We start from the raw sequence: 3,722 nt of genomic DNA, 5'->3' as shown, positions 1-3,722 counted from the left end.
TCGCGCTTGGCACATGGTAGTCGAGCATGAAGCTGAACTCGGCACCGATGCCCTTATCCATGTCGTCCAGGCTGGCGATAAGGCGAACACTATCAACGCCGCCCTCGGCTTCACCATCACAGGTGACGATGTAGAGCCGCCCTCCTTCGTGTCCATCGAGGATCACGGCGGTCAATGGTTTGAGCTGGCCTACGCTAGAGACGATGCCCCTCACCAACGGATCTTCATCGAGGTCCATCCAGACACCAATCAGGACCTACTGACCATGTGCTTTGCCAACATGTGACGACATCGTTTCCAACCCCTCCTAGATGGGGGCTGAGAAACTGAAACTCTGAAAATCTGACCCGACCCACAACGCCCTCACGGTCACGCCGTCGAGGGATTTTTTATGCCTGAAAGGTCTCTGATGCCCTCCAACACACTGCCCATTAGCCATGACCAGTAAGGTGATTACACTGGTTATCGTGGTGCTGATTTTGAGCCTCACCAAAGCCCTGCTGATCATCCTCGCGTTATCAGCCTTGGGGCTCGCGCTGTGCTGTCTAGCGGTAAGGCCAAAGACCACCCTACTCGCCTTAGCCTTGATACCCATCACGTGCTTGGCGACCGCTAGACCCGGCCTGTGCATCCTCACGATCGCGGTGATCACCATTGTGCTGATAGCCACCAAACAAAGACCTAAACCTAGAGAGGCTCAAACTCTGCTTATCAAAGATACATAACCAAGGAAGGAAATCGGTGCGCTTCTGAAAGCACGCAAAATCGGCAATAAATCGGGATGCGGGTTTAAGTGATTTCAAAGCATATGATTTCCATTACTAGCGTCAAAGAGAGATAAAAATCGAGTTCAACTTAAAAGTTGAAACTAAAATCGAAATATCATTCATTTTTAGAGAAATGAATATTGACACCATCTCACCTCAGAACCACTCTAACTATGACTATCGGGTTCGAAAGATCCCTTCCAGGCCCCCTCCCGAGAGGCCGCTACGGAATTGTCTATGAACGCAAGGTGCGAGTGCTAGATCGGAAAACTCCTTCTCGTGAGGAGCTCGTGGTGAGCCGCTCTGGATGTTTCACTTTCAATCGAAAGCGACCCAGCCTTGGTAATTCGAAAACTCCCGCCCGCTATAAAACCGCCACCCGCGCCACCTATCATCAAGGCACAGGCTAACGAGCCAAGTCCTCAACCGCTGAAAAAGACACTTAGTGGTGAAACGGGCTTGCAACAGCACCTGCTCGGCAATGCCTTCAAGGCATACAGCCTGCTGGGTCAAACCGATCAGTTGGAAGCTAACGCCACACAGGTGAAGGCGCTGTTTGGACTGCATATCAATAGCGGCCAAGCCACCATGATCTATGCCGATCCTAACGCGGGCAAAACCCTGACGCTCATCAGCCTAATCGTTGATGCCGTTGCTAAAGGTCGATGCGCCCCCGATCGGATCATCTACATCAATGCTGATGACAATAGCTCGGGTCTGGTGACGAAGAATGGCATCTTCGAAAACCTAGGCATTCACATGTTGGTGCCCGGCTTCAACGGCATGACCGTCGAAAAGGTCGAGCAACTCATGCTCAAATGCGTTGAAGATGACACCGCAAAGGGCATCATCCTCATCATCGATACGATGAAGAAGTTCACCGACCTGATGGACAAGAAGCGCACCTCTCGCTTCGGGCAAACCACCAGAGCGTTTGTTGCCAAGGGCGGTACTGTGATTGGCCTAGGTCACACGACCAAGAACCCTAATGCTGACGGTACGCCTAGATATCAGGGCACCACCGACATCATTGAGGACTTCGATGCTGTCTACGTTGGTAAAAGACTCGCTCCTAAGAACCCTAACCGTCAGGTTGCTGGTGTTACCTTCACGCGGATCAAGAGCCGTTCAGACAGCCCTGAATCCGTGAGCTATGCCTTCTCCACCGAGCAAGGGATCAGCTACGAAGAGAAGTTGGCGTCCGTTACGTTCCTAGAGTCGAGCGATCTCGCTGACTACATTCTGGATCAGGAAAAAGATCAGGGCACCAAGGTTGGTCCTCACCTTGTCGATCTGATCCAAGAAGGGGAAGTCCACGGCAAGATGGCACTGGCTCGGGCTGCCTCTGAACGCGCCAAGGTGTCCATCAAGGCCGCTATCCATGTGTTGGAGCACTACACAGGCTCCACACCGGGACAGCACCTGTGGAACTTCCGCAAAGGCGATCGTGGCGTGCAAATCTACGAGTTGCTGCCTCCGCCAGCGGCCTAAGGGGTCAGGTCACCAGTTTTTCAGTTTCACTCTCTCCGGGGGCCATATGCCTCAGGGGCTGAGGGACTGAAAAACTGGAACTGCCCTGAGCCACGCTGGTGCCTGCGACCGCTCCCCCAAGGGGACAACATCGCCGGGTCCAAGCCCCCGCCTGAGCGGGCCACTCTGGGGCAGCCGCGCCCTTTCCGCACCCTAACCGCCGCCACCCGCTGCGCCCCTCCGGCACCGCGTAATGGCGCACGTCTGAACTCAACCCATCACAAGGATCAATCCTATGCCTAAAGCCCAATTCTCCCACGACTTCATCCGCCGCGTGACTGCTGAACCCAGCGGTCAGAAGACCGTCTACTACTGCGAGGAAATCACCGGCTTCATCGTAGAGGTCCGCCCTAACGGCAGCGGAACCTATGGCCTGCGTTACCGTGATCAACGCGGAAGGCTACGCCAGTTCAAGATCGGGGGCGTAACCGATGTGACCTTCGCCCAAGCCCGCAAGAAAGCCCAACAGCTGCGAGCCGATGTCGTTATGGGCGGCGATCCCTTAGCCAAAAAACAAGAGATCAAGGCAATCCCGTTCTGCGACACCCTCCTGGACATGTACCTTGAGGACTCCAAGGCTCGCCTGAAATCGCATGACACAAACGCGATGTACGTCCGGGTCCATATCCGTCCCAAGTGGGGCAAGGTCCCGGTCAATGAGATCGAGCACCGCGCTGTCGCTTCATGGCTTCAGGAGCTGGGCAAGACCCTTGCTCCGGCTACCGTTGAGAAGATCCGCGTCATTATGGGGCGAGCCTATCAATTGGGCTTGAACTGGGGTGTTCCGGGCACTGAAAGGAACCCGACACGTGGCATTGCCCGCAAGCCCTTGAACAATGCCCGTGATCGCTATCTGACGGCAGAGGAAGTCGAACGTCTGCGTGAAGCCTGCATCGTGTCCAACAACCCGATGCTTCAACACATAGTTGGTCTGCTGCTTCTCACTGGTGCCCGTAAGCGTGAGCTTCTGGACGCCAAGTGGGAGAATGTGGATCTGGCGCGTCGCTCTTGGTTCATCCCTACCACCAAGACCGGCAAGCCTCGTCACGTGCCTCTGTCGCAAGCGGCCATCGACATTATCGAGAGCCTACCGCGCTACAACGGATGCCCGTGGCTTGTGCCGAACCCGGACACGCAGAAGCCCTTCGTTTCGATCAAGAACGCTTGGGCCTATGCCATCAAGGCGGCTAACCTTCCGGGCCTTCGCATCCATGACCTGCGTCACAGCGCGGCGTCCTTCATGGTCAACAACGGCGTTGATCTATTCGCGGTGGGCAAGGTGCTGGGTCATGCCAGTTACCAGTCCACTCAGCGGTACAGTCACTTGGCAAACGACACCCTGCTGAAAGCCGTCGAGGCGGGTGCGGCGAAGCACAAGGCTTGGTGACGACACCCCTGCCCTCTGGGCTGGCTACGGCTGGCTCA

Annotated in this window: 4 protein-coding genes; all 4 read left to right on the top strand. The window is 55.5% G+C overall.

Going from position 1 to position 3,722, the window contains the following annotated elements:
* Window positions 1-286: hypothetical protein (locus OB03_RS14595; RefSeq protein WP_461344648.1), on the top strand; the 286-nt coding region annotated here is incomplete at its 5' end.
* A gap of 151 nt (window positions 287-437) precedes the next feature.
* On the top strand, window positions 438-725 hold the full coding sequence (locus OB03_RS14590; protein ID WP_461344647.1) for a hypothetical protein: 288 nt from the start codon (window positions 438-440) through the stop codon (window positions 723-725).
* A 501-nt stretch (window positions 726-1,226) separates the two neighbouring features.
* Window positions 1,227-2,258, top strand: a complete 1,032-nt coding sequence (locus OB03_RS14585) for a P-loop NTPase family protein (RefSeq protein WP_461344646.1) — start codon at window positions 1,227-1,229, stop codon at window positions 2,256-2,258.
* Window positions 2,259-2,532: 274 nt separating this feature from the next.
* Entirely contained in the window at window positions 2,533-3,684 is a 1,152-nt protein-coding gene (locus OB03_RS14580; RefSeq protein WP_461344645.1) for a tyrosine-type recombinase/integrase, read from the top strand.
* The last annotated feature ends 38 nt before the right edge of the window (window positions 3,685-3,722 follow it).

This window comes from Brevundimonas sp. GN22 (assembly GCF_054824005.1).
The sequence above is the reverse complement of the archived record's forward strand: the minus strand, read 5'-3'. Positions and strand labels throughout refer to the sequence as shown.

Bases quoted from the DNA above. Each gene is read 5' to 3' on its own strand.
- OB03_RS14580 (WP_461344645.1), top strand. From the start codon at position 2,533: ATGCCTAAAGCCCAATTCTCCCACGACTTCATCCGCCGCGTGACTGCT.
- OB03_RS14590 (WP_461344647.1), top strand. From the start codon at position 438: ATGACCAGTAAGGTGATTACACTGGTTATCGTGGTGCTGATTTTGAGC.